Here is a 24,447-nt window from a genome sequence, read left to right as displayed (position 1 = left end):
GGGGCGAGGCACCGGGATCCCCGGTTCGGGACGCGCGCGAGGGCGCTGCGGTCCGTTTGTCAGGCGCCGGGGCCAGGATGGTCCCATGGACGTTCTCGACCGGTTCGGAGAGGCGACGCGGGAGTGGTTCCGCGGGGCGTTCGCCGCGCCGACCGACGCCCAGGAGGGCGCGTGGAACGCCGTCTCCGAGGGGCGCCACGCCCTCGTGGTCGCGCCGACCGGGTCCGGCAAGACCCTCTCGGCGTTCCTCTGGGCGATCGACCGGGTCTTCCGCGAAGAGCAGGGAGACGCCCCGCTGCCGGGGTTCGAGGGCCGCACGGCGGCGGGGAAGCGCCGCACGAAGATCCTCTACGTGTCGCCACTCAAGGCACTCGGCGTCGACGTCGAGCGCAACCTCCGCTCCCCGCTCGTCGGCATCGCGCAGGCCGCCAAGCGGCTGGGCGTCGACCCGCCCGAGGTCACGGTGGGCGTGCGGTCGGGAGACACCCCGTCGAGCGAGCGGCAGAAGCTCGTGCGCACGCCGCCCGACATCCTCATCACCACGCCCGAGTCGCTGTTCCTCATGCTCACGAGCGGCGCGCGCGAGACGCTGCGCGAGGTGCACACGGTCATCGTCGACGAGGTCCACGCGGTCGCCTCCTCGAAGCGCGGCGCGCACCTCGCCGTCTCGCTCGAGCGCCTCGACGAGCTGCTCGAGCGCCCCGCGCAGCGCATCGGCCTGTCGGCCACGGTGCGCCCGATCGACGAGGTCGCGCGGTTCCTCGGCGGGTCGGCGGCGGTCGACATCGTCGCCCCGCGCGCCGCCAAGACGTTCGAGCTCGCGGTGCGGGTGCCTGTCGACGACATGCACAACCCGCCGCCGGCCGAGAGCAGACGCAAGGATCACCGGGCCGATCTCGCGGGCGCGCGCTCGCCGGCCTCCGAGCCCGACGACCGCTTCTGGGAAGACGGAGACGCGGCGAGCGCGGGCGATGCGGTGGGCGGCGGAGACGCGGTGAGCGCCGACGACGCGACCCTCCCCGAGGCGACGGGCTCCATCTGGCCGCACGTCGAGGAGGCCATCGTCGACCGCGTGCTCGAACGGCGCTCGACGATCGTGTTCGCCAACTCGCGCCGTCTCGCCGAGCGCCTCACGGGCCGCCTCAACGAGATCTACGCCGACCGGCTCGGGCTCGACGTGCCCGATCCGACGGTGCCCGCGCAGATCATCGGCGCCTCCGGGCAGACGTCGGGCGTCGCCCCCGTGCTGGCCAAGGCCCACCACGGGTCCGTGTCGAAGGATCAGCGCACCGTCGTCGAGGAGGAGCTGAAGTCCGGCGCCCTGCGCTGCGTCGTCGCCACGAGCAGCCTCGAGCTCGGCATCGACATGGGGGCGGTCGACCTCGTCATCCAGGTCGAGTCGCCGCCCAGCGCGGCCAGCGGCCTGCAGCGCGTCGGGCGCGCGGGCCATCAGGTCGGCGAGATCAGCCGCGCCGACCTGTTCCCGAAGCACCGCGGCGACCTGTTGCACACGGCGGTCGTCACCGAGCGCATGCTCGCGGGGCAGATCGAGGCGATCGCGATCCCGCAGAACCCCCTCGACATCCTCGCGCAGCAGACGGTCGCCGCCTCGGCGCTCGACTCCCTCGACGTCGAAGGGTGGTACGCGACCGTGCGGCGCAGCGCGCCCTTCCGAACCCTGCCGCGCAGCGCGTTCGAGGCCACGCTCGACCTGCTCGCGGGCCGCTACCCGTCCGACGAGTTCGCCGAGCTGCGGCCTCGCGTCGTGTGGGATCGCGAGGGCGGCACGATCGAGGGCCGCCCCGGCGCCCAGCGCCTCGCCGTCACGAGCGGCGGCACCATCCCCGACCGCGGCCTGTTCGGCGTCTTCGTGCCCGGCGAGACGACCGGCGCGCGCGTCGGCGAGCTCGACGAGGAGATGGTCTACGAGTCGCGCGTCGGCGACGTCTTCACGCTCGGCACGACGAGCTGGCGCATCCTCGAGATCACGCACGACCGCGTCAACGTGACGCCCGCGTTCGGGCAGCCGGGCCGCGTGCCGTTCTGGCGCGGCGACGGGCTCGGCCGCCCCGCCGAGCTGGGCGAGGCGCTCGGCCGCTTCACCCGCGAGATCGCCGGCGCACCCGCAGAGAAGGCGCACGCGCGCATGCGCGAAGCGGGGCTCGACGACAACGCGCGCGAGAACCTCCTCACCCACCTCGCCGAGCAGCGCGAGGCGACGGGATCGCTCCCCACCGACCGCGAGCTCACGATCGAGCGCGGGCACGACGAGGTCGGCGACTGGCGCATCATCCTCCACTCGCCCTACGGCATGCCCGTCCATGCGCCGTGGGCGCTCGCGGTGAACGCCCGCATCCGCGAGCGGCTGGGCGTCGACGGATCCGCCGTGGCCAGCGACGACGGCATCATCGTCCGACTGCCCGACACCGAGAGCGAGCCGCCCGGTGCCGAGCTGTTCGCGTTCGACGCCGACGAGCTCGAGCAGATCGTGACGAACGAGGTGGGCGGCTCCGCGCTGTTCGCCTCGCGGTTCCGCGAGTGCGCCGCCCGCTCGCTGCTCATGCCGCGGCTGCGACCCGGCACCCGCATGCCCCTCTGGCAGCAGCGCCAGCGCTCGGCGGCGCTGCTCGAGGTCGCGCGCGATCACCCCACGTTCCCCGTGATCCTCGAGACGCTGCGCGAGGTGCTGCAGGACGTCTACGACCTGCCCGCGCTCCTGCGCCTCGCGCGCGCCATCGGCGAGCGCCGCGTGCGGCTCGTCGAATCGGCCCCCGCCCAGCCGTCGCCCTTCGCCCGCGACCTGCTCTTCGGCTACGTCGGGGCGTTCATGTACGAGGGCGACTCGCCGCTCGCCGAGCGCCGCGCGGCCGCCCTCTCGGTCGACCCCGCCCTGCTCGGCGAGCTGCTGGGGCGCGTCGAGATGCGCGAGCTGCTCGACCCCGCCGTCGTCGCCCAGTACGAGCTCGAGGCACAGCGCCTCGCCCCGGGGCGCCGAGCGCGCGGCATCGAGGGCGTCGCCGACCTGCTTCGCCTGCTGGGTCCGCTCGACGCGGCGGAGGTCGCGCAGCGCCTTGAAGGGGCGGGCACTTCGCGAACGGACGAGGGCACGGCGGGCAGCGGCGCGACCGGCCCTCGCACCGACCCGCCTGCGGCCGATGGCGCCGCGCCTCCCGCGGGCCGGAGCGCGGCTGCGCACGCCGGAGAGCCGGCCGCCCCCGACGAGCCAGGAGCGAGCGGCTCCTCATCCCCCGCGTCCGAGGCCGAGGCGCGGGCCCACCTCGACGCGCTGATCGACGCCAGGCGCGCCATCCCGGTGACGATCGCCGGCATCCCCCGCGTCGCCGCGATCGAAGACGCCGGGCGCCTGCGCGACGCGCTCGGCGTGGCCCTCCCCGTGGGAGTGCCCGTCGCGTTCACCGAGCCGGTGGCGGATCCGCTCGGAGACGTCGTCTCGCGCTACGCCCGCACGCACGGCCCGTTCGCGGTGCGGGCCCTCGCGGAGCGGTTCGGGCTGGGTGCGGCGGTCGCGCGGCATGCCCTCGCGCGGCTGGAGACGGCCGGGCGCCTCGTCAGCGGGTTCTTCCTGCCCGAGGGGTCGCCGCAGGCCGACGTGTCCGATGCCGCCGAGCCCGAGTGGTGCGACGCCGAGGGGCTGCGGCGCATCCGCATGCGCTCCCTCGCGGCACTGCGAGGATCCATCGAGCCCGTGGCGCCCGAGGCGTTCGCCCGGTTCCTGCCGTCCTGGCAGCACCTCGACCGCCCGCTCGAGGGGCTCGACGGGGTGATGCAGGTCGTCGAGCAGCTGGCGGGCGTGCCGATCCCGGCGAGCGCGTGGGAGTCGCTCGTGCTGCCCGCCCGCGTGCGCGACTACGCGCCGGCGATGCTCGACGAGCTCACCGCGTCGGGCGAGATCGTCTGGTCGGGGCACGGCGCGATCGCCGGGCGCGACGGGTGGATCGCCCTGCATCCCGCCGACGTCGCCCCGCTCACCCTCGCCGCACCCGAGGGAGAGGTCGCCGACGACGCGCTCGACGCCCGCGTGCTCGGCGCGCTGTCGACCGGCGGCGCGTTCTTCACGAGCCAGATCGCCGACCTCGCCCGCGCCGCAGATCCTGCACACGCGGCGACCGTCTCCGAGACGGCCGTCGCCGAGGCCCTCTGGCGGCTGGTGTGGGCGGGGCGCGTCACGAACGACACCTTCGGCCCCGTGCGCACCCTGCTCCAGAGCGGATCCCAGAGCCACAAGGCCGCCCGTCGCGCCCCGCGCACCCGCACCTTCCGCGGGGTCTCGTTCTCGCCCGCGCCGTCCGCGCCGCGCGGCCCCGTGCTCGGCGGGCGCTGGGCGCTGCTGCCCGCGTCCGAGAGCGACGGGCAGGTGCGCGCGGCCGCGCACGCATCGATCCTGCTCGACCGCTACGGCGTCGTCACCCGCGGGTCAGCGCAGAACGAGGGCTCCCCCGGCGGCTTCGCGCAGGTCTACCGCACCCTCGCCTCGTTCGAGGAGGCCGGGCACTGCCGCCGCGGATACCTCATCGAGAAGCTCGGCGCCGCCCAGTTCGCGGCATCGGCCACCGTCGACCGGCTGAGGCGCTTCGCCGACCTCGCGGATCCGCCGCCCCGGGCCGCGCGGGTGCTCGCCGCGACCGACCCCGCGAACCCATACGGCGCGGCGCTCGCCTGGCCGCCGCTCGAGGGCGTCTCGCACCGGCCGGGCCGAAAGGCCGGCGCGCTCGTGGTGCTCGTCGACGGAACCCTCGTGCTGACCCTCGAACGCGGCGGGCGCACGGTGCTCGCGTTCTCCGACGACGAGGACATCCTCGATGCGGCGGCCGCCGGGCTCGCCGGCGCATCGCGCGCGCACCGGCTCGAGACCCTCACGATCGAGAAGGTCAACGGCGTCTTCGTGTACTCCTCCCCCCTCGCGCTGCCGCTGCGCCGGGCCGGGTTCGTCGAGTCGCCGAAGGGCCTCGCCCTCCGCCGGGAGGTGCGCCGATGACCGGGCGGCGGGCGATCACCACGCCGCACCGCCGCGCACACAAGCGCTCCCGTCCGCGCGTCAGCCCGTGCACGAGAGCCGCAGCTGAGGGCGACGCAGCGCGCCGCACCACTGGTCCGACGCAGCAGATCCCCCTCGCCCGGTCCCGCACATGCGCTGGGCATGAGGACGCCGCCCCGCCCGTCGCGTTCGCTGATCGCGCGGTGGCCGAGACGGTGCACCGCCGACGCGTCGATCCTCCACCCGTCCCGCGGCGCTCTCTCACAGCGTGCCTCGCACACGCCCCCTGCCCTGCGCCCGCCGCCGAGGAGGTGCGCCGTGCCTGAGGGCGACACCGCGCACCGCACCGCCCGGCGTCTGAACGAGGTGCTCGCCGGGCGCACGATCACGCGCTTCGACCTGCGCGTGCCGCAGGCCGCGACGGCCGACCTGCGCGGCGAGCCCGTCGTCTCGGTGCACGCCGTCGGCAAGCATATCCTGCACCGCATCGGCGACGGCTGGACCCTCCGCACCCACCTGCGGATGGAGGGCGAGTGGCACACGTATCCCAACGGATCCCCGTGGCGCCGCCCCGCCTACCAGGCGCGCGCGGTCGTCGACGTCGACGAGTGGGACACGGTCGGGTTCGAGCTCGGCATGGTCGATCTCGTGCCCCGCGCCGACGAGCCCGATCTCGTCGGCCGGCTCGGCCCCGACCCGCTCTCGCCCGACTGGAACGCCGACGAGGCCCGGCGCCGCCTCGCCGCCGACGATCGCCCCGCGCACGTCGCCCTCATGGATCAGGACAACGTCGCGGGCTTCGGCAACGAGTACGTCAACGAGCTGCTGTTCCTGCGGGGCGTCGATCCCCGCACGCCGATGAACGCGGTCGACATCGCCCCGCTGGTCGATCTGGGGTTCCGGGCGATGCGCCGCAACGTCGACCTCCCCGTGCGCAACTTCACGGGCGACGCCCGCCCCGGGAAGGGCCACTGGGTCTACGGCCGGCAGGGCCGCCCGTGTCGGCGCTGCGGCACGATCGTCCGCCGCACCGACCTCGGCGCCCGCGCCACCGAGCTGCGCCGCGTCTTCTGGTGCCCGAGCTGCCAGAGGTGAGATCGGGCGCCGCGCACATCGACCGGGACGGCCCCGCGGGCGGTGTTCCGCGAGAGCGGCGTCCCGCGCCGACCCCGACCCGTCCGTGCCCGACGACGCCAGTTCTTCGGTCACGAGCCGGATCCGGGGCATTCCGCGACCACGGCGCCATCTGGCGTCGTCGGGCACCGTGCGCGCGGCGTGCCCGACCTGTCAGGGCTGAGGCAGAGCCTGTCCTCCGCGCATCGCCGACCAGCGGCCCGGGAGCGCCACGTCGCCGTGCGACGCGACGCCCCCGGGTGACCCGTTATCCGCGTGCGGCTCGGCGGCGCAGCAGCAGCGCGCCGCCTCCCGCGAGCGCGAGAGCGATCAGCAGGGCGAGCACCGCCCCCGCGTTCTCCGCGCCCGTCGCCGGGAGAGGTTCGGCTGCATCCGCCCCGCCGTCCGCTTCCGCATCACCCGAGCCCGACGCGTCCGCATCGCCCGGAACGGCCGGATCCGCACCGGCATCCGCGGCGCCCTCTTCGCCACCGTCCGCATCGCCGGCGGAACCGCCGTCCTCCGACCCGGCATCGGCGTCGTCCGACCCCGCGCCGCCGTCCTCCGCGTCGTCACCGGGATCGCCGGGCTCTTCCGCGTCCGCGCAGTCGGCGGCCCACGTCACGGTCTGCCCCTCGGCGACGTCGATCGCGTCGCACACGCCCTCCGCTGCGGCGCCCGAGAACCGCAGGGTGCCGCCGTCGATGTCGACGTCGAGCGCCTCGCCGCGATAGGTGAGGCCCGAGACGCCGCCGGTCGCGCCGGCCAGCCGCACGAAGGTCGGATCGCCCTCGTCCGTGCGCACGCCGTTCGACATGAGCACGAAGTCGATGTAGTTCGAGATGCCGAACAGCGAGGGGCGCACACCTCGTGCCCCGACGGGATCCCCGGGCTCGCCGTCCGCGTAGTACACCTCGGCGAACCACCCGCTGCGCACCATGTCGCGGAGGAACGTGTTCACGAGCACCGTCGCGCGATCGCGCAGCTCGGGCTCCGGCGATCCCTCGATCGGATCCATGTCGAGCAGCCCGTAGGTGATGAGCTGGATGTCGGGCGCCTTGACGGCGAAGTCGCCGAGGCCGGCGAGCTGGGCCGTCTCGTCGTAGTCGCCGACGAAGCGGTCCATCGTCTTGACCATCGACTCGTCCGCGAGCTCGTCCATGACGAACGCCGTCGACGTGTAGAAGGAGAACCCGGCGCGGACCCACTGGCCGTTCTCGTTGCGGAACGGCTCGCCCTCGGTGTCGTCTCCGAAGGGCGGCTCGTCGCGCGTCTCGTCGAGGTAGACCTTCTGCACGGTGTCCCAGACCTTGCCGTCGTCGTCCGCGCCCTTCGGGAAGAACCACTCGGAGTAGCTCTCGCTGATCTCCGAGATCACCGCCTCGTACTCCGCGACGTCCTCGTCGTGGCCGAGCTCCTCGGCGATCCTGATCGCGAACTCGAGGTCGTACGCGAGCGAGGTGACGAACTCGGAGTCGCGCTCGTCGAAGTGGTTGTTCTCGCCGAGCACCCAGCGCATGTTGTAGCGCTCCCAGTTGAGGTGCAGCGCGAGCGGCTCGTAGATGCTCTCGAGCCTGTCCTTCTCGCCCGTGACGGAGTAGAGGATCCACGCCGTCTGCGCCTTGCGCGAGGGAAGGGATTCGCCACCGAGCTCGCCGCGGGTGCCGTACTCGGTGTCGCTCGGCTCGGTCGCGTCCGGGCCGTCCTCGACGAGCGCCATCATGCCCTGGAACGACTCCCAGGCGTTCTCGGGATCCACGTAGACGAGCTGCTGCATGCCGAGGAGCGAGTCCCAGCTCGCGACGTTCTTCGTGCCGGGCGTGCCGTTCATCCACATCGAGGGCTTGCCCGTGCCGAGCTGGGCGAACTCGTTGCCCGTCTCGGGTGTGGCGGGCAGCACGTTCATCTCGAGGTTGATCCAGGCCGAGAACCAGAAGTGGCGCATCTCGTCCACGGTGACGTCGCCGTCCGCGACGCGCTGCACCGAGAAGTCCTCGATCTGCGGGATCCGCGTGAGGTAGTCGTCCCAGAACCCGGCCCACGCGGCACGGTCCCCGGCAGGATCCGCTGCCGCGGCGAGCGCGCGCTCCTGCGCGTCGGCCGCCGCGTCGTCAGTCATCTCGGGGGCGTTCGCCGCGAGACCGACGCCGACGACCTGTTCGCCGTCCGTCAGCTCCGCGGTCCAGGCGCCGTCGCCCGCGAGGGGCCGCGCCTCCCCCTCGGAGACGGAGAGCCCGGCGACCGAGGCGCCGAAGCGCACCTCGGCGTCGTGCGGCATCGCGATCGCGTAGGTGTGGAACTCCTCTTCGACCGTGAGCAGCGACCTCTCGGCGTCCCATGAGGCGGATCCCGTGAAGGAGCCCGCGAGCGCGGCTCCGTCGGTCGTCGCCGTCACGGTGCGCGAGAACGCGTCCTCGTCGTGGAAGGCGTCGACGACGTCGATCGTGCCGCCGTCCGCGTAGTCTCCGTGCGATTCGAGGGCCTCGGGCGTCCAGCTGTTGTCGTACGACTCCGCCTCGTCGAGCCACGTGCCGCCGGCGTGGAAGGCGAGGTCGTCGAACGCCGTGTAGCCGTCGGCGCCGATGTGGAAGAGCTTCACGAGGAAGGTCTGCTCCCCGCTCCAGCCCGTCGCGTCCGCGAGGTCGACGGTGGTGAGGCCGGTGCGCGAGGTGTCGCTCTGCAGCTCGACGTCGCCGCCGTCCTCGGTGCGCACCTTCAGCGCCCACTCGCCGGAGGTCTCCGCCACGCGCACGCTCAGCAGAGGCGCCTCGTCGAGATCCACCGTCACGGAGCGCTCGACCGCGCCGAAGGCGTCGTCGCCGAGGCGCACGGTTCCCTGCGCGCCGTCCGAGACGAGCGTCGCGGACCGCCCGTTGTCGGCCGCCGCCGACCACGCCGACGCGTCCGAGAAGTCGTCGACGAGGGCGTCGTCGTCGCGTTCCCACGGCGCGTCCGCGCCGTTGTCGAGCGACAGCGAGCGCACGTCGAGGGAGCCGGCGGTTCCCTCGTCGCTCACGGCGTAGATCTTGATCGTGAGGGTGCGGGGTCCCTCCTCCCAGCCGTATGCGTCTGCGAGGTCGAAGGTCGCCTCGCCCGCCTCGGTGGAATCGGGCTGGAGGTCGGGCAGATCGGATCCGCTCTCATCGGCGACCTTCACGTTCCACGAGGTCTCTTCGCCGAGCGAGGCGACGTCGACCGTGAGGAAGCGCGTGTCCGCGACGTCGTCGACCTCGATCGTGCGCGCGATGTGCCCCCACCCGCGGTCCTCGGAGAGCGTCACCGTGGTGATGCCGGCCTCGGACGTCGTGGCGACGCCCCGCGCATCCCAGTCGGAGGCGTCGTCGAAGGACTCCGCGAACGCCTGACGGTACCCGCCGCCCTCGGCCCGCTCGCCCGAGGTCGCATACGTCTCGATCAGGCCCGGCATCCGCAGCGCCTCGTCGCTCGCGTAGTAGCCGAGGTGGAGGGGGAGGTTCGGGCCGGCGGTCTGATCGAGCTCGCTGCCGTCGCGGTCCCCGTCGAACGGATTGAGCACGATGCGCGAGTTCGGCACCGACAGCCAGCGCTGCTGCGCGTCGGAGGCGTCGACGAGATCCGCCGTCGTCACCACGGGGTCGTCGGCGGCTGCGGCCGCCGCGGGGGCGACCAGCGCGCCCCCGGCGACGAGCGCCGCGGTCAGGGCGGCGGCGCTCGCGCGCCGGGCCGCGGGGAAGGGGGATCTCATCATGTCGCTCCTGTACGTCGTCGTCGGGATGCGGGGCGCGGCGAGGTGCCGCAGGGGTCTCAGGCGTCGGCGCGCGTCAGCTCGGCGACGCCGATCTTCGAGTCGGCCATGCCGTAGAACACGAACCGGCGACCGTCGATCTCCTCGATCGCCGTGGGGAACACGACGTTGCCGAGGGTGCCGGTGAGCTCGTCGGCCGTCTCCGGCACGAGCAGGGGCTCGGGGGTGCGCGCGAGGACGCGTCGCGGGTCGTCGGCGTCGAGCAGCAGGGCGCCCGCGGTGTAGCGCGCCCCGTAGGCGAGCTCGAATCCCTTCGTGTCCGCGCCCGTGACGCCGTGGTGCAGCACGAGCCACCCCTCGGGCACGCGCAGCGGCGCCGGGCCGCCGCCGACCTTCGACGCCTCGAACGGGAACTCGGATCCCGCCAGCATCGACGAGCGCTCGACGAAGGTCAGCGCCGAGGGATCCCGTCGCGCAGCTTCGAGATCCACGAAGCCGATCCAGATGGCGGGGCGGTCGTCGTCGATGCCGGCCGGGGTGGGCGCCCCCTCGCCGGGCCGCAGCCAGTCGAGGTCCCACATCGGCCGGTGCAGGATCGCGAGCGCGGGGCGCCCGTCCGGGCCCGGGACGACCTCGGGGAAGAAGACGATGTCCTTGTTCGGGAAGAGGTTCAGGTCGGTGTCGAGCTCGGGCTGGTAGGCGAATCGCACCGGGCCCAGCCGACGCCAGACGACCGTGTCCTCCGACACGGCGAGCGCGGGCTTCGGGCCCAGCGGCCCATACGCGATGTAGGTCATCACGTGCAGCCCGAGCGGCTCGACGAACGTGATCCGCGGATCCTCGACCCCCGCGTTGCTCGTGCCGTGCTCCCAGCCCTCGTCGGGCGCGAGCACGACGCCGAGGCGCTCGACGCCGACGGGCTCGCCGTTCTCGACGACGACGCGCGCGCGGCCGATGCGCGAGACGTTGCCCGCGGCGACCATCCGCGGAAAGAGGTACAGCTCGCCGTCCGGCCCCCACGCGGTTGCGGGGTTCAGGACGCCTTCGGCCTCGAGCGGCTCGCCCTCCTCGGGCGACATGATCGTCGCGAGGCGACGGAGCGCGTACGGCACGGAGGCGACGGTGTGGGTCGTGTTCACGGATGGTTCCTCGGAGAGAGCGTGCGGGTCAGCCCTTGATGGCGGACCCGAGGTTGGCGGAGGTGAAGTGTCGCTGGAACAGCAGGAACAGGATGACGGCGGGGATCGCGAGCACGCACGCGCCGGCGAGGACCGCGCCCATCGGGTTGTCCTGGAAGGTCGAGTTGGCCTGGGAGAAGTTCGCCAGGGCGACGGCGAGCGGCTGCTTCGCGGCATCCTTCGTCACGAGGAACGGCCACAGGAACTCGTTCCACGGGCCGATGAACGTCACGAGCATCGCCGTGAGGATCGCCGGGCGCACGAGCGGGACGGCGATCGAACGGAGGATCCGGAACTCGCTCGCCCCGTCGATGCGAGCGGCGTCGAAGACGTCGCGGGGGATCTGCAGGAAGTACTGGCGGAAGATCAGGACCGCGACCGAGTTGACGGCGAACGGCAGGATCATGCCGACGTAGCTGTCGGCGAGGCCGAAGTACCGCACGACCATGACGTACAGCGGCACCATGAGCAGCTGGAACGGGATCGCCTGCACGAGCAGGACGAGCGCGAACACCAGCCCCTGCCCGCGGAACCGCAGCACCGACAGCGCATAGCCGACGAGCAGTCCGAACACGAGCGTGCAGCCCAGGACGCCGGCCGTCATGATGAGCGAGCTCGTGAGCGCCTGCAGCAGGTTCAGCGAGTCGTTGACGCCGATGAGGTTGTCGAGGGTGAGGTTCCCCGGCAGCGGCAGCAGCCCCAGGAAGCTCGTGTCGCGCTCCTTCTGCAGCGCCCCGATGACCATGTAGTAGAAGGGGACGAGCGAGAGGAACGCGCCGACGCTCAGCAGCGCGAACCGCAGGGCGCGCAGCACGCGGGATCCGCGGCGGGCGCGCGTCCTGGCTCCCGTCTTCCTCCTCGCCTTCTCGCTCGGCTGGACGAGCGCGGTGGTCTCGCTCATGCGTTCTTCCCTTCCGTCAGGCGCCGGGACACGAGCGAGACGACCATGACGACGACCACGAGGATCATGCCGATCGCCGCGGCGATGTCGGGCTGGCCCTGCTGGATCCCCTTCTGGTAGACGAGCAGAGCGGGCGTCATGGACGCGCCGTTCGGACCTCCGCCCGTGAGCAGGTACGGCTCGGTGAAGATCTGGCCGGTCGTGATGATCGAGAGCAGCACCACGAGCGACGTGACCGGGCGCACGGCGGGGAGGGTGACGGCGCGGAGGCGCTGCCAGGCTCCGGCCCCGTCCATCTCGGCCGCCTCGTGCAGCTCCGTCGGAACGTTCTGGAGCGCGGCGAGGTAGAGCAGGATGAAGAACCCGAGGTTCTTCCATGTGACGTACACCGCGATGAGGGGCATGATCAGCCCCTGGTTCGCGAGCCAGGTGGGATCGGGGGCGAGGGATCCGAGGAGCTGGTTCACGACGCCCGGCCCGTTGAACATGAAGATCCACACGGTGAGCGTCGCGACGGACGCCGTCACGTACGGGATGTAGTACGAGACGCGGAAGAAGCCCTTCCAGTGCACGACCGCGTCGAGCCCCATCGCGAAGACGAGGGCGAGGACGACCGTCAGCGGCACGTTGATGACGAGGAACAGCCCGAGGTTCCCGAACGCCTGGCGCACCTGCGGATCGGCGAGGACCGCGGCGAAGTTCTCGAACCCCACGAACGGGTGCTCCGCGGCGACGCCCGGCGCGGTGAAGAAGAAGTCGTGGAACGACATCCAGATCCCGAAGCCGAACGGAACGAGGAAGACGACCGCGACGAAGGCGACATACGGGCTGCTCAGCAGCAGGCCGATCGGGTTCTCGCCGAAGAACCGCTGCAGTCGGCGCCCGCGACGCGGGGAGGCGGTGTCGCCTCCCCGCGCGGGGCGATCCGCTCTGGCGAGGGTGCTCATCTCGTCTGCGTCCCGAACGTCAGCCCGAGATGCCGTCGATGGTCGTGGCGGCCGCGCCGAACGCCGACTCCAGGTCACCGGATCCCGACTGGACGTTCTCGCTCCACGTGTCGCGGAACACCTGCATCTTCTCGGCGAGCCCGTCGACGGCCGGGACGTCCACGGCGAGCGGGACGGCGGTCGAGAAGGGCTCGAAGAAGGGCTCCTCGGCGAGGAAGTCGGCGGCGAGGTCGGCCGCGTCGTCGCGCGTCGGGAACTGTCCGGTGAGCTCGAGCAGGGCGAGGTCGTTCTCGTCGTTCGTCGAGAACTTCAGGAAGTCCCACGCCGTCTGCTGGTTGGCGCAGGAGCTGTACAGGCCGATGTTCTTGGAGTCGGCGAACGTCGCGGTCTCGTCGGCGGGAGTCCCGTCGGCCGTCGGGAGGGGCACCACGCCGAAGTCGACCTTCTCGTCGAACTGCGCCTTGCCCCAGGGGCCGGCGACGCCCATCGCCGAGACCCCGTCTGCGAACGGGCCGGCCCACATGTCGCCGCTGTACGCCTCCGCCGAGGAGTAGCCCTCCGCATAGAGGGTCTGCCAGAACTCGAGCGTCTCGAGGCCCTCCTCGCTGGTGAAGGTCGCGGCATCGTCCTCGATGATCTGCGTGCCGCCGGAGTTGGCGAGGAAGAACGGATAGAAGTCGAAGTTGATGTTCGTGTAGTCGGCCGTCGCCGGCGGATAGAGCGCGTAGTCGGCGGCGCCCGAGTCGACGATGATCTCGGCCGCGGCGAGCACGTCGTCATAGGTCTCGAGCTGCGGGTCCTCTGCGTCGAGGCCGGCCTCCGCGAAGACGTCCTTGTTGTAGTACAGCATGAACGGGTTGGTCTTCCACGGCATCTGGTAGAGGTCGCCGTCCGTGCTGCGGAAGCCGTCTGCGGCGGCGCCCGAGCGGTCTGCGATGACCTGCTCGGCGTCGTCGAACGTCTGCGACAGGTTGACGAGGCCACCCTGCTTCTGGAAGGCGGGAACGGCCGCGGGGGCCGTGTTGAAGACGAGGCAGGGGGTGTTGCCGGCGGTGATCGACGCCGCGATCACGTCCTCCGACGAGCTGCCCGCCGGGATGGCCTGCGCGGTGACCTCTTCGTCGGGGTGGTCGGCGTTCCACGCCTCGACCACCTGCTCGCCCCAGGCGATCTCCTGTTCGTTCGTCGAGTACCAGATCTCGATCGGGCCGCTCGAGAGCGCATCGCCCTCGCTTCCGCCGCCCTCGGATCCGCAGGACGCCAGCGGCAGGACGAACAGGCCCAGCGCGGCGATCGATGCGATCTGTGTGTGACGCCTCATGGTGTCCAACTCCTTCTCGAGCAGCTCTGCTCACGGTGATGAGAGCGCCGAACGAGCTCTCTCGCGAGTGGCGTCGTCGGCACACCTCATTTAAACCGGTTCAGTTCATCGATGTCAACCGGGTGCCGAAACCTGGCTTCGGACGCCGCTTGTCGCGATCAGTCGCTACTAAACTGATACTAAATCTGCGCTATCCTGAGACCATGACGGCGAAGAGCTCCTCCCCACGCGACGCGGCAGGCAGCGGGCGGCGTCCGACGATCGGCGACGTCGCCGCGCGCGCCAGCGTCTCGAAGAGCGCCGTGTCGTTCGTCTTCAACAACCGCCCGGGCGTGAGCGCCGCGTCGAGCGAGCGGATCCGCCGCGCCGCGGAGGAGCTCGGCTGGCAGCCGAGCGCACGGGCGCGGGCCCTGTCGCAGAGCACCAGCCAGACCATCGGGCTCGTGATCCGACGCGCGCCCGAGCTGCTCAGCACGGATCCGTTCTTCCCCCAGTTCGTCGCGGGCGTCGAGACGGAGCTCGCCTCCCGCGGGTACGCGCTGCTGCTGCAGGTGGTCGCCGACGACGCCGCCGAGCGCGCCGCGTACGAGCGCTTCGCACGCGAATCCCGGGTCGACGGGGTGTTCCTCACCGACATGCGCGTCGGAGACGACCGACCCGCACAGCTGAGCGAGCTCGGCCTGTCGGCCGCCGTCGTCGCTCCTCCCGTGGAGGATCCCACGGCGGTCGGGATGGACGACGGGGCCGGCGTGCGGCGCGCCGTCCTCCACCTCTCATCGCTCGGACACCGGCGGATCGGGCACGTGGCCGGCCCCCGTGCGTACGTGCACTCGTCGCTCCGACAGCACGCGTGGGAAGACGCCCTCGCCGAACTGGGGCTCCCCTCGGGCCCCGTCGCCGCGGCCGACTTCACGGGCGAGGGCGGCGCGCGGGCGACGCACGAGCTGCTCGACCTGCCCGAGCCCCCCACCGCGATCGTCTACGCCAACGACCTCATGGCGATCGCCGGCATGGCCGCCGCCTCCTCCCGGGGCCTGCGGGTTCCCGAGGATCTCTCGGTCGTCGGCTTCGACGACGTCCCGCTCGCGCCGTTCGTCGCGCCGCCCCTGACGACCGTGAAGCAGAACGTCGTGGCGTGGGGAGCCGCCGCGGCCGAGACCCTCGTCGCGATGGTCGAGCATCGGGATCTCCCCGCCGTCGCACTCCCCGACGTCGAGTTCATCGTGCGCCGGAGCACCGCCCGCCCGCGCGCGTGAGAGCGGGGTTCCCGCGTCGAACCCTCACCCCGGCCCGTCGCTCGCGGCGGCGAGCAGCGGCACGACGACGTCGCTGATCGGGGTGGGGATCCCGTGCACGCGCCCGAGGCGCCGGACGACGCCGTTGCGGATGCCCCACTCCAGCGGGCGGCCGGCCTCGCGATCGGCGAGGATCGACGTGCCGAGGTCGGGCGGGTATGCCCGGAAGCCCTCGACGATCTGCGCGGGGACGTCGTCGCCGAGCGTCGCGCCCTCCGCGCGGGCGACCGTCAGGCACTCGCGCAGGTAGGCGAGGCCGAGATCCGCGATGTCGTCGCGCGCGAACACCCCGAAGCGCCGGCCGGCGAGGGCGAGGAGCCCCGCGGCCGCGTTCTGCAGCAGCTTCCGCCACGCCTCCGAGACGAAGTCGGCCGATACCTCGACGGCGCAGCGGGTGCCCGCCAGCGCCTCCGCGACGATCTCCGAGGCGGGCTCGTCCGGCAGCGTGAGGTGCGCCTCGCCGCGCAGGCGCACGGATCCGTCGCCCTCGGTCTGGGCGGGAAACCACACGATCGACGGGACGACGTGCGTCCCCGGCGCGCGCTCCGCGACGAGCGCGCGCTGCTCGACGCCGTTCTGCAGAGCGCACACCACGGTGTCCGGCCCGCACAGCGCCCGCAGCCACGCGGCGGCGTCCGCGATCTGGGTGGTCTTCACGGCGAGCAGCACGAGATCCACGGGCCCGTCGACGCTCGCCGGATCCGCCTGCACCGGCCCCGGCACGACGATGCGCTCGTCGCCCGCGCGCAGCTCGAGCTGCGGACGGGGCGTGCGGCCGCAGAGCAGCGGGGTGCGCCCGGCCTCGTGCAGTGCGGCTGCGACCGTCGTGCCGATCGCGCCGGGCCCCACGAGGGCGATCCGGGGTGTCGTCGACATGGTGTCCTCCTTCGCGCGGGCGGGGGCGCCCGAGGTCACCCTACGGCGTCCGCGACGGCGGGATCCTGCTCCCCCTCCCGCCGGGGAGGCGCGTCAGCGCTTCGGCCAGCGCCATGGGGGCTGGTCGAGCGGATCCTGTCCGGAGACCCGCGTGCCCCACCCGGCGGACTCGAGGGCGATCGTCTCGGCGCCGGCGTCGGCGAGGGCCGTGCGGAGGGCGTCGGCGTGCGTGACGACGAGGATCTGCGACGCCTCGGATGCGTGGGCGATCAGCCGCGCGAGGGGCGCGAGCAGGTCGGGGTGCAGGCTGGCCTCTGGCTCGTTGAGGACGACGAACGGCGCAGGCGCCGCCGGGACGAGCGCCGCGACGAGCAGCAGGTACCGGAGCGTGCCGTCGGACAGCTCGGATGCGTCGAGCGGGCGCAGCAGGCCCGGCTGGCGCATGCGCAGGCGGAACGCGTCGCCGCCGGAGATCTCCACGCGGCAGCCGGGGAAGGCGCGTGCGACCTCCTGGTCGAGCCGATCGGCGAGCCCGGCCTCGCTCGCCGTGGCCCAGGCGGCGGCGAGGTCGGATCCGTCGTGCGCGAGGCGCCGGGTGCGGGTGCCGACCTGCGGCTGCCGGCACGGGGCGTCGCGGTCGGTGCGGATGTGGTCGTAGAAGCGCCACCCGGCGAGCTGCCGACGCAGGGCGAGCAGCTCGAGGGTCGCGTCGACGTCGGCGAGGTCGGTGAGGATCGACTCGTGGGGCGCGAGGGGCTGGTCGACCGCGCGCCAGGCGCCGTCGCGCACGCGGGCGCTCGCACGGTCGCGGTCGACGAAGGTCGTGGCGGGCTTCGCGAACGGACCGGCGAACACCTGCTCGCGCTTGATCTCGGGGTCTCGCACGAAGAGCGAGGCGGGATCGATCTGCGGCGCGCCGAGGTCGACGAGGTAGCCGAGCTCGTCGGCGGCGAAGCCCAGCGAGACCGAGAGGGGCCCCGACCGCACGCCGCCCTGGGCCCCCGGGCCCTGCGGCGTCTCGGGGCCCGCCCACAGCACGGATCCGAGGCCGCCCTCCTCGGCGACGGCCCTCACGGTGCGGCCGCGGGATGCCGCGGCGAGCAGGCGCAGCGCGCGGTAGAGGCTGCTCTTGCCGGACCCGTTGGCTCCGCTCACGACCGTCGTCCGGCCGAGGGGCACGACGAGGTCGACGAGCGAGCGGTACCCGCGCACGGCGAGCGTCGTGATCACGGGCGCCTGCCCATGATCTGCATCTCGCGGGATCCGTCCGCGCGCGGATGCGCGCCGATCCGGCGCCAGCCGCGGCGGGTGTAGAACCGCACGGCGGGGTCGTCGGGGTCGGTCGACGTGCTGAGCAGCGCGGGACCGTCGACGCCCGCCATGACGGCGTCGTAGAGCGCTCGTCCGATGCCGCCGCGGCGATGGGCGGCGCGCACCGCGAACTCGACGAACTCGAACTGCCCGTCGAGCCACGCCTTCGCCTCGTCGGGCCCGAGCGCGTCGCGCACGCTGTCGGTGTAGTACTGGCCCGACGCGCCGTAGTACCCGTAGGCGAACCCGATCACCCGGTCGCCGTCGAACGCCGCGGCGAGGCGGAACCGGTCGCGCGATGCGTGGCGCAGCAGCTGCTCGTCACGCCAGACCGCGAAGGGCGCGGTCTCGTCGAACACCTCGGCGTGCAGGCCCCACAGCTCCTCGGCGCGCTCGCGCACCTCGCGCGCGGGCGGGATCCTCACGTGCGCCATCATCGGCCCTCTCCCCTCGGGTGGTCGTGTCGGTCGGCGCCGAGCGCGGCGGCGAGATCGTCGGCGGCGTCGCCCCAGCGCGAGACGGTCACGCGCTCGAGCCCCTGCCAGGCGGCCGCGTGCCGCAGCTCGTCGGCGATGCGGACGCTCGTCTCGCCCGACGCCCTCCCGGGCTCCCACCACGCCGACTGCACGCGGAGGGTCGAGGCGGCGCGGTCGGCCTTGAGGTCGATGCGCCCGGCGATCGCCTCGTCGACCCGCACGGGCAGCGAGTAGTAGCCGTACCGGCGCTCGGGCATCGGCACGTAGATCTCGATGCGGTAGCGGAAGTCGAACATCCGCTCCGCCCTGTCGCGGAACCAGACCACGGGGTCGAAGGGCGTGAGCAGCGAGACGCCGTCGACCTTTCGCGGCACGCGGGCGTCGCGGTGGATCCACGCGGGGATCGGGCGCCCCGCGCCGTTCTCCCACCCCTCGACCTCGACGGGGAGCAGCTCGCCGCTCTCCTCGAGGTCGGAGACGATCTCGCGGACGAGCCGCTGGCTGCGCAGGCGGTAGTAGTCGTCGATGTCGGCCACGGTGGCGACGCCCTGCGCCCGCGCGGCGCGGCGCACGAGCTCGCGCAGCGCGTCGTCCTCCGGCACCGAGCGGGCGAGCACCTCGGCGGGCAGCGACTGCTCGGCGAGGGCGTAGACGCGCTCGAAGCCGTCGCGCCCCGCGACGGCGACCTCGCCGAAGCGCCACAGCATCTCGAGGCCGCGCTTCGCGTGATCCCAGTCCCACCAGGGCCCGCGACCCCCGCGCCGCACGACCGACTCGATCTCGGACGGCTTCAGCGGTCCGCGGTCGCGCAGCTCGGCGCGGATCCCCTCGAGCACCCGGGCGTTCTGCGGGTCGCCCGCCCAGCTGCCCTCACCCCCGTAGCGCTCGCGCATGCGCCGCCGCCGGAACTCCCACAGGGGCCAGTCGTCTGCCGGCAGGAACGTGGCCTCGTGCGCGAGGTACTCGACATACCGCGCGGGGCGCGCGGGCGTGCCGCGTCGCATGACGAGGCGGTCGAGCGCCGCCGTGTCGTACGCGCCGAGCCGCGAGAACAGGGGCATGTAGTGCGACCGGGAGAACACGTTGACCGAGTCGATCTGCAGCACCCCCATGCGCCCGATCTCGGCGGCGAGCGCCCGCGCTCCCCCACCGGCGCGCGTGCGCCCCATGCCCTGCGCGGACAGCGCCGCCCGGCGCGCCTCGCTCTGCGACAGTCTCGTTCTCACCACGGGGCCACGCTATCGAGGGCCTCCGACATCCGATGCCGCACGGCTCGCGAGTGGCGCAGACCTTCGCGAGCGGCGCAGATCTGAGGCCGGATTTCTGCGCCACTCGCGAGAAGCTGCGCCACTCGCGAGCGATCGCACCGCATCGTCCCGCCCGGCCCGTTCCGCGGACAGAGCGCCCCGGATCCGCCCGTCAGACCCTGCCGACCTCCGCGCGATAGGCGTCGTCCAGCGCCTGCGCAACCGAGGGGGCGCCCGCGGGGCGCGGCACGCCCAGGTGCTGCTCGCGCAGCTCGCCCATGAACGAGTCCCACATCTCGGGCCCGCCGTCGGCGAGGATCCGGGCGCGCACGCTCAGCTCTGGCGTGACGGGGAGGAAGTCGGATCCCCATGCGCCGAGCGTCGCGAGCACGGGGACGAGCCGGATCGACCGCTCCGTCAGACTGTAGAGACGCCGCTGTCGGTGGGTCGGATCGGGGGCCGTGCTCAGCAGCTCGTTCGCGACGAGCTTCCGCAGCCGGTCGGCCAGGATGTTCGACGCGATCCCCTCCTCCGAGCGCGTCAGGAGCTCGCGGAAGTGGCGGCGTCCGCCGAACATCACGTCGCGGATCACGAGCAGCGACCACGCGTCGCCGAGCACCTCGACCGAGAGGTTGATCGGGCATCCCGACCGGAGCGATGCGGCCATGATCGAGTCCCTTCCGACGGATCCGCGATATCCGGTTGCAGTTTACATCCGGTTGCCCTACCGTCGGACGTACCAGTTGCAGAACGCAATCGGATGACGGACGGAGGCCGCCATGCCACACACCGGACGCGTGCTCTGGCACACGACCGCCTCGCTCGACGGCTACATCGCCGGGCCGGGCGACGACCAGGACTGGGTGTTCGACTACGTCGACCCGACGGATCCCGACGACGCCGACGTGCCCGCGCGCACCGGGGCCGTCGTCGCGGGTCGCCGCAGCTTCGAGGTCGGGAGCCGCGACGCCCGCGAGGTGTTCGACGGCGCGTGGTCCGGGCCGCAGTTCCTCCTGACGCACCGGGCGCCGGGCGGCCTCTCCGACGGCATCGCGGTGCGCTCGGGAGACGTGCGCGCCGTGATCGCCGAGGCGCTGCGAGCGGCGGGCGGCAAGGACGTGCTGCTCATCGGCGCCGACGTCGCGCGTCAGTGCCTCGCCGCGGATCTCGTCGACGAGATCCACGTGAACGTCGCACCCGTGCTGCTCGGCGACGGCGTGCGGCTGCGATCCGCGCCCGGCCGCCGCGACCTCGTGCTCGACGACATCTCGCGTCGCGGAGACGTCGTCTCGCTCCGCTACCGCCTCGACAGAAGGGATCCCTCATGACCGCCACGCACCTGCTCCTCCACCGATACCGCCCGGGCGATGGGCCGCAGGAGGGCACGCCCGAGCACGACGCCGAGATGCGGAGCTGGGCGGAGATCGACGAACGGCTGCGCGGCGAGGGGATCATCGCCGCGGCCTTCGCGCTCGACACCGCTCGCGCGCTCGTCGGCCCCGTCGCTCTCCCCGGCGACGAGATCCTGTTCGCCGTGCACGCGATCCGGGCGGCCGACGACGCGCACGCCGAGCGGATCGCCCGCTCGATGCCGACCGCCGACTACGGCGTCGTCGAGGTGCGGCCGATCATGTCGTGACCCGCGGCGCGGATCCTCCCCGCCCCAACCCCGACTTCCGTCCCCCGCACGGCTCGTGACGATCGCCCGCCCACCCGCCCCGCACGGCTCGCGAGTGGCGCAGACCTTCGCGAGCGGCGCAGATCCGAGGCCGGATCTCTGCGCCACTCGCGAGAAGCTGCGCCACTCGCGAGCGATCCAGCCGCATCGCCCGGCCCGATCCGTCCGCTCCCGGCCCGATCCGTCAGCGCCCGGCCCGATCCGTCAGTGCCCGATGTACCGGCCCGGCCGGTGGTTCAGCGCGATGACGATGTTGAGCACGACCGCGCCGGCCGCCGACATCAGCGTCATCCGCCAGTCGGCGAGCGCGAACGACGCCAGCACGATGAGCACGTCGAAGATCATCTGCGTCCACCCCGCGCGGAACCCGGTCTTCTCCTGGATGAGGATCGCGATGATGTTCACGCCGCCGAGGGTCGCGCCGTGCCGGAAGAGGATCAGGAGGCCGACGCCCGCGAGGAGGTTGCCGCCGAGCACCGCGTAGAGCGGGTCGATGCGGTCGAACGACAGCAGGTGCTCGTGCACGACCGACCAGCCAGACACCGCGGCGATCGACACGGCCGTCAGCACCGCGAACCGCACGCCCTTCTTCACGACCGCGAGCACCGCGAACGGCAGGTTGATGAGGAGGAACAGCAGCCAGAACGGCGCGGACGGCGCCGCGTGCGACACGAGGAGGGCGAGGCCCGCGGTGCCGCCCGTGACGGCGCCCGCCGCGTGCAGCAGATGCAGCCCGAGGGAGGCCACGAAGGTGCCGGTCAGGAGACCGAGCGCGTCCTCGGCGACGGTGTGGCGCGTCTCTTCCCAGTCAAAGGAAAGGGTTCGCTCAGCGGGGGCTTCGATCACAGAACAAGGATAGGGAGCGCATCCGGGGAATAACCGGGCAGACACCTCGGTTTCACCTCACGTCCGACCAGACACCGAACTCCAGCGGAAGGACATTGTGGGTAAGAACTACGTCGACATCGAAGACGACCAGGGCGGCGTCCTGCGCTACCGCAAGCACGCCAACGGCCGGGGCCTCGTCGCGCACGGCGCGAAGGTCGCAGCCACCGCACGGGTCGAGGCCGGCGCGTACATCGAGCCGCACGCGCGCGTGCTCGACGGAGCGCGCATCGCCTCCGGAGCATGGATCGAACCGGGCGCGATCATCGGCCAGGGCGCCGTGATCGACGCCGGCGCGCACATCGGCCCCGAGGCCGCGGTGGGCGCGCAGGCCAAGATCGGCGTCCGCAGCTACGTGGGCCGCGGGGCGCAGATCGCCGGAGGATCCCTCATCCGCGACGATGAGAAGATCCCCGACGGAGAGCGCGTCGCCACCGACCGCCGCGGCTTCCGCCTCGCCGCCTGAGAGCTCTGAAGGCCGCCGTCCCCTCGCGGGGCGGCGGCCTTCTGCATGCCCGGCCCGCACGACGGCGGATCCGCGTGCTCGCCCCCGACGTCGCCGGATCCGCACGCTCGCCGCTCGCACGCACGCCGTGGCGGACGCGCGGGCGGGATCCGCACGGCAGCACGGTGCGCTCTCGGGTGCGACGGCGCCGCCTACGCTGGTTCCATGGCACAGCGGAGACCCCGACCAGGCGGACGCGCGCGGAAGCCCGCCCCGCGGCCGCCGCGGCCGAAGAAGCCCGCGATGAAGGATCCGGCGCCCGCGCCCCTGCCGACGTTCCGCCTCGGCGCGATCCCGGGGGCGATGCCCGGCAAGTGGGTGTCGCGGTGGCGCGAGCAGCGCCCGCACCAGCGCATCGAGCTCGTGCCGATCGAGGTCGCCGAGCAGGCTGAGGCGCTCCGCTCGGGCCGGGTGGACGCGGCGATCGCCCGCCGCCCCCTCGCGGGCGACGATCTGCACGTCGTCGACCTGTACGAGGAGATCCCCGTGGTCGTCGCGAGCGCGGAGTCGCACCTGTGCGCGGCCGACGAGCTCGCGCCGGACGATCTCGCGGGCGAGGTGCTCATCACCCCCCGAGACGACGTGCTCGGCCCGCTCGACCTACCGACCGAGGAGCCCGCGTTCGCTCCCGTCGCGACGACCGAGGACGCCATCGCGACCGCGGCGTCGGGCATCGGCATCGTCGTCGTGCCGATGTCGCTCGCCCGCCTGCACCATCGCCGCGACGCGGATCACCGGCCGCTCGTCGGCGGGCCGACCTCGCAGGTCGTGCTCGCGTGGCGCCGCGATCGCGACGCGGAGGACGTGCAGGCGCTCGTCGGCATCACCCGCGGCCGCACCGCCCGCTCCTCGCGCTGAGGCGCCGGCCGGCGCTCGTTCCGCCGGAGAGCCGCGCGCGGTGGATGCCGCGCGGGCAGGCGCCGCGCATCGGCGATCCACGCGGGTCCGGGTCGCCGATGCCGCAGGCGGCACCCGCCCGATCACGATGCCCGCGCGTCGCCCCGCCCCGTCGCGCGATACGCTCGCGGCAGACGACAGGAGGCGACATGGCGCAGCCGGTGGCGGTGATCGCGGGGGCGACGGGGTTCGTGGGCACGACCCTCTCCGACGAGCTCACCCGGGAGGGATACGAGATCCGCACGATCGGACGCTCCGGCCCCGTCCGGTGGGATCGTCCGGGCGACCTCGTCCGCGCGGTCGACGGCGCCGACCTCGTCGTGGGCCTCTCGGGCAAGCCCGTGCACTGCCGCTACACCGACCGCAACCGCGACGAGATCCTGCGCTCCCGCACCGAGACGACCCGCGCGCTGCGGCAGGCGATCGAGCGGGCCGACGCCCCGCCGCCCGTGTGGATGAACGCGAGCACCGCGACCATCTACCGCTACGCGATGGACCGCTCGCAGACCGAGAGCACCGGTGAGATCGGCGAGGGGTTCTCCGTCGACGTCGCCCGCGAGTGGGAGCGCGAGCTGTTCGCAGGAGACCTGCCTGGCACGCGCCGCGTGGCCCTGCGCATCACCATCGCGCTCGGCGACGGCCCCGCGACGAACCTGCTGTTCCGCCTCGCGCGCCTCGGCCTCGGCGGCCCGCAGATCGACGGCTGGTGGCCGGCCCACCGGCGCTACCGCGGCATCGGGTCGGATCCGTCTGGCCCCGGCATCACGCGCGGCGATCCGACGCACGGGCGTCAGCGGTTCAGCTGGGTGCACATCGACGATCTCATCCGCGCGATCGCGTTCCTCCGCGACCGCGACGACATCGCGGGCCCCGTGAACATCGCCTCGCCTCACCCCTCGGACAACCGCGAGCTCATGGCGACGCTGCGCCGTGTCGTGGGGATGCCCATCGGCATCCCGGCCTGGCGGTTCATGCTCGAACCCGCGATGTGGGCGCTGCGCACCGAGCCGGAGCTCGTGCTGAAGAGCAGGTGGGTGCTGCCGGAGCGGCTGCTCGAGGCCGGGTTCGTCTTCTCGCAGCCCGACCTCGAGCAGGCG

General features: G+C 73.1%; 19 protein-coding genes. 8 read left to right on the top strand and 11 right to left on the bottom strand.

What is annotated here, in order from left to right; genetic code table 11:
- Nucleotides 1-85: 85 nt before the first annotated feature.
- Together NHL53_RS09105 and NHL53_RS09100 are read left to right on the top strand one after the other, a co-directional pair.
- Nucleotides 86-4,996 carry an Lhr family ATP-dependent helicase gene (locus NHL53_RS09105; RefSeq protein WP_433776547.1) on the top strand — a complete coding sequence of 1,637 codons (4,911 nt, stop codon included), beginning with the start codon at nt 86-88 and terminating at the stop codon, nt 4,994-4,996.
- A gap of 318 nt (nt 4,997-5,314) precedes the next feature.
- Nucleotides 5,315-6,091 carry a DNA-formamidopyrimidine glycosylase family protein gene (locus tag NHL53_RS09100; protein WP_433776546.1) on the top strand — a complete coding sequence of 259 codons (777 nt, stop codon included), beginning with the start codon at nt 5,315-5,317 and terminating at the stop codon, nt 6,089-6,091.
- A 286-nt stretch (nt 6,092-6,377) separates the two neighbouring features.
- On the opposite strand, the gene NHL53_RS09095 is transcribed toward NHL53_RS09100, so the two are convergent.
- From NHL53_RS09095 to NHL53_RS09075, 5 genes are read right to left on the bottom strand one after another with little or no spacing between them, the layout of a single operon-like run.
- Nucleotides 6,378-9,836 (bottom strand): LPXTG cell wall anchor domain-containing protein, encoded by a 3,459-nt coding sequence (locus NHL53_RS09095; RefSeq protein WP_433776545.1) that lies wholly within the window; start codon nt 9,834-9,836, stop codon nt 6,378-6,380.
- Nucleotides 9,837-9,892: 56 nt separating this feature from the next.
- The gene (locus tag NHL53_RS09090) at nt 9,893-10,972 is read right to left on the bottom strand and encodes a glycoside hydrolase family 130 protein (RefSeq protein ID WP_433776544.1); all 1,080 of its coding nucleotides are present in this window, start codon (nt 10,970-10,972) and stop codon (nt 9,893-9,895) included.
- A 28-nt stretch (nt 10,973-11,000) separates the two neighbouring features.
- Entirely contained in the window at nt 11,001-11,912 is a 912-nt protein-coding gene (locus tag NHL53_RS09085) for a carbohydrate ABC transporter permease (protein ID WP_433776543.1), read from the bottom strand.
- Nucleotides 11,909-12,859, bottom strand: a complete 951-nt coding sequence (locus NHL53_RS09080) for a carbohydrate ABC transporter permease (RefSeq protein WP_433776542.1) — start codon at nt 12,857-12,859, stop codon at nt 11,909-11,911. The genes NHL53_RS09085 and NHL53_RS09080 overlap by 4 nt, the downstream gene beginning before the upstream one ends.
- Before the next feature lie 19 nt (nt 12,860-12,878).
- Nucleotides 12,879-14,180, bottom strand: coding sequence for an ABC transporter substrate-binding protein (locus NHL53_RS09075; protein ID WP_433776541.1), 1,302 nt, complete (start codon nt 14,178-14,180; stop codon nt 12,879-12,881).
- Nucleotides 14,181-14,383: 203 nt separating this feature from the next.
- Here NHL53_RS09075 and NHL53_RS09070 point away from each other — a divergent pair, with 203 nt between their 5' ends.
- Nucleotides 14,384-15,436 (top strand): LacI family DNA-binding transcriptional regulator, encoded by a 1,053-nt coding sequence (locus tag NHL53_RS09070; protein WP_433776540.1) that lies wholly within the window; start codon nt 14,384-14,386, stop codon nt 15,434-15,436.
- A gap of 24 nt (nt 15,437-15,460) precedes the next feature.
- Here NHL53_RS09070 and NHL53_RS09065 read toward each other — a convergent pair whose 3' ends face one another.
- The 5 genes from NHL53_RS09065 to NHL53_RS09045 all read right to left on the bottom strand — a co-directional run bounded on the left by NHL53_RS09065 (nt 15,461) and on the right by NHL53_RS09045 (nt 20,052).
- The gene (locus NHL53_RS09065) at nt 15,461-16,351 is read right to left on the bottom strand and encodes an oxidoreductase (protein ID WP_433776539.1); all 891 of its coding nucleotides are present in this window, start codon (nt 16,349-16,351) and stop codon (nt 15,461-15,463) included.
- A gap of 93 nt (nt 16,352-16,444) precedes the next feature.
- A complete protein-coding gene (locus NHL53_RS09060; RefSeq protein WP_433776538.1) occupies nt 16,445-17,581 on the bottom strand; it encodes an AAA family ATPase in 1,137 nt (378 codons plus the stop codon).
- Nucleotides 17,578-18,087: an N-acetyltransferase family protein gene (locus NHL53_RS09055; protein WP_433776537.1), complete on the bottom strand. Its 510-nt coding sequence runs from the start codon at nt 18,085-18,087 to the stop codon at nt 17,578-17,580. Before NHL53_RS09055 ends, NHL53_RS09060 begins: the two co-directional genes overlap by 4 nt.
- Before the next feature lie 8 nt (nt 18,088-18,095).
- The gene (locus tag NHL53_RS09050) at nt 18,096-19,367 is read right to left on the bottom strand and encodes a winged helix-turn-helix domain-containing protein (protein WP_433776536.1); all 1,272 of its coding nucleotides are present in this window, start codon (nt 19,365-19,367) and stop codon (nt 18,096-18,098) included.
- A 190-nt stretch (nt 19,368-19,557) separates the two neighbouring features.
- Nucleotides 19,558-20,052, bottom strand: coding sequence for a winged helix-turn-helix transcriptional regulator (locus NHL53_RS09045; protein ID WP_433776535.1), 495 nt, complete (start codon nt 20,050-20,052; stop codon nt 19,558-19,560).
- A gap of 112 nt (nt 20,053-20,164) precedes the next feature.
- Between NHL53_RS09045 and NHL53_RS09040 the strand changes: the two genes are divergently transcribed.
- A complete protein-coding gene (locus NHL53_RS09040; RefSeq protein ID WP_433776534.1) occupies nt 20,165-20,713 on the top strand; it encodes a dihydrofolate reductase family protein in 549 nt (182 codons plus the stop codon).
- Entirely contained in the window at nt 20,710-21,024 is a 315-nt protein-coding gene (locus NHL53_RS09035) for a YciI family protein (RefSeq protein ID WP_433776533.1), read from the top strand. Before NHL53_RS09040 ends, NHL53_RS09035 begins: the two co-directional genes overlap by 4 nt.
- Nucleotides 21,025-21,267: 243 nt before the next feature.
- Here NHL53_RS09035 and NHL53_RS09030 read toward each other — a convergent pair whose 3' ends face one another.
- Complete coding sequence (locus NHL53_RS09030) at nt 21,268-21,909, bottom strand: YitT family protein (RefSeq protein ID WP_433776532.1); 642 nt, start codon at nt 21,907-21,909, stop codon at nt 21,268-21,270.
- A gap of 97 nt (nt 21,910-22,006) precedes the next feature.
- Here NHL53_RS09030 and NHL53_RS09025 point away from each other — a divergent pair, with 97 nt between their 5' ends.
- The 3 genes from NHL53_RS09025 to NHL53_RS09015 form a co-directional block, all read left to right on the top strand.
- Entirely contained in the window at nt 22,007-22,414 is a 408-nt protein-coding gene (locus NHL53_RS09025) for a transferase (RefSeq protein WP_433776531.1), read from the top strand.
- A gap of 282 nt (nt 22,415-22,696) precedes the next feature.
- Entirely contained in the window at nt 22,697-23,311 is a 615-nt protein-coding gene (locus NHL53_RS09020; protein ID WP_433776530.1) for a LysR substrate-binding domain-containing protein, read from the top strand.
- A gap of 188 nt (nt 23,312-23,499) precedes the next feature.
- The coding region (locus tag NHL53_RS09015) for an epimerase (protein ID WP_433776529.1) at nt 23,500-24,447 on the top strand (948 nt) is incomplete at its 3' end.

It is taken from the genome of Microbacterium sp. gxy059 (assembly GCF_050958665.1).
Lineage (GTDB): Bacteria > Actinomycetota > Actinomycetes > Actinomycetales > Microbacteriaceae > Microbacterium.
This window is presented reverse-complemented; position numbering and strand designations above follow the sequence as displayed.

Coding starts and splice junctions, on each gene's coding strand:
- NHL53_RS09105 (WP_433776547.1), top strand. CDS start 86: ATGGACGTTCTCGACCGGTTCGGAGAGGCGACGCGGGAGTGGTTCCGC.
- NHL53_RS09095 (WP_433776545.1), bottom strand. CDS start 9,836: ATGATGAGATCCCCCTTCCCCGCGGCCCGGCGCGCGAGCGCCGCCGCC.
- NHL53_RS09085 (WP_433776543.1), bottom strand. CDS start 11,912: ATGAGCGAGACCACCGCGCTCGTCCAGCCGAGCGAGAAGGCGAGGAGG.
- NHL53_RS09080 (WP_433776542.1), bottom strand. CDS start 12,859: ATGAGCACCCTCGCCAGAGCGGATCGCCCCGCGCGGGGAGGCGACACC.
- NHL53_RS09075 (WP_433776541.1), bottom strand. CDS start 14,180: ATGAGGCGTCACACACAGATCGCATCGATCGCCGCGCTGGGCCTGTTC.
- NHL53_RS09070 (WP_433776540.1), top strand. CDS start 14,384: ATGACGGCGAAGAGCTCCTCCCCACGCGACGCGGCAGGCAGCGGGCGG.
- NHL53_RS09065 (WP_433776539.1), bottom strand. CDS start 16,351: ATGTCGACGACACCCCGGATCGCCCTCGTGGGGCCCGGCGCGATCGGC.
- NHL53_RS09045 (WP_433776535.1), bottom strand. CDS start 20,052: ATGGCCGCATCGCTCCGGTCGGGATGCCCGATCAACCTCTCGGTCGAG.
- NHL53_RS09040 (WP_433776534.1), top strand. CDS start 20,165: ATGCCACACACCGGACGCGTGCTCTGGCACACGACCGCCTCGCTCGAC.
- NHL53_RS09035 (WP_433776533.1), top strand. CDS start 20,710: ATGACCGCCACGCACCTGCTCCTCCACCGATACCGCCCGGGCGATGGG.
- NHL53_RS09020 (WP_433776530.1), top strand. CDS start 22,697: ATGAAGGATCCGGCGCCCGCGCCCCTGCCGACGTTCCGCCTCGGCGCG.